1 protein-coding gene is annotated in these 815 nt (G+C 67.1%); it reads right to left on the reverse strand.

The window, feature by feature from the left end; translation table 11 throughout:
- A partial coding sequence (locus MF605_RS11880) for an IS481 family transposase (protein WP_242821297.1) occupies positions 1-815 on the reverse strand: 815 nt, incomplete at its 5' end.

The following is an 815-nucleotide window of genomic DNA, read 5'->3' on the forward strand; positions in this document are numbered from 1 at the left end:
CTAGCTGTAGGAGGGCATGACGTTGTTGACTCGGGCCGGTGCCAACGAGGCCGGAGGGGCGTCCCCGCAGGAGGTATGAGGCCGATGGTAGTTGTAGTGGTTCACCCACACGGCCAGCGCCTCACGCCGAGCTGTCTCTGAGGTATACGGGCGGGCGTAGAGGACCTCATCGACCATCAGCCGGTTGTAGCGTTCGACCTTCCCGTTATGGCGCGGGGTGTAGGGGCGGATCCGGTGGTGCCGGCCCCCGAGCGAGACCACCTTGGCGGTGAAGTCCGCAGCCCGGTAGTTGTTTCCGTTGTCCGTGATCACCCGGTCCACGGTGATGCCGTGGGCGGCGAAGAACGCCCTCGCCCGGCAGTAGAAGCTCACGGTCGTGGCCGCCCGCTCGTCCTCCAACGCCTCGGTGTACGCCAGGCGGGTGAACCCGTCGATCGCCGAGTGCAGATAGGTGTACCCGACCCGCCGGCCGGCACCACGCTTGGAAGCACGGCCTGCTTCACTTTCACGTCCGTGAGCACGCCAGCCGCCCCCGTCAGGGATCTTCCCGATCTTCTTCACGTCCAGGTGCACCATGTGCCCCGGGCCGCGGGCGGTGATCTTCTGGGGTCGTTGGCGCAGGTCCTCACCCGTGGGCGCGAGGTCTGGCAACCGGGAGATGCCCAGTCGGTGCAGCCACCTGCCCACAGTGCGCAGGCACAGCTGGTGGCCTTCAGAGACGAGGTGGTGATGGATGCGGCGGGCTGACCACTTCTCCCTGCGACGCAGGGTCTGGATCTGGGCCACCACCTCGGGGTCGAGCTGGGCAGGTGAAC

This window comes from Micrococcus luteus, assembly GCF_022664405.1.
Taxonomy (GTDB): domain Bacteria; phylum Actinomycetota; class Actinomycetes; order Actinomycetales; family Micrococcaceae; genus Micrococcus; species Micrococcus luteus.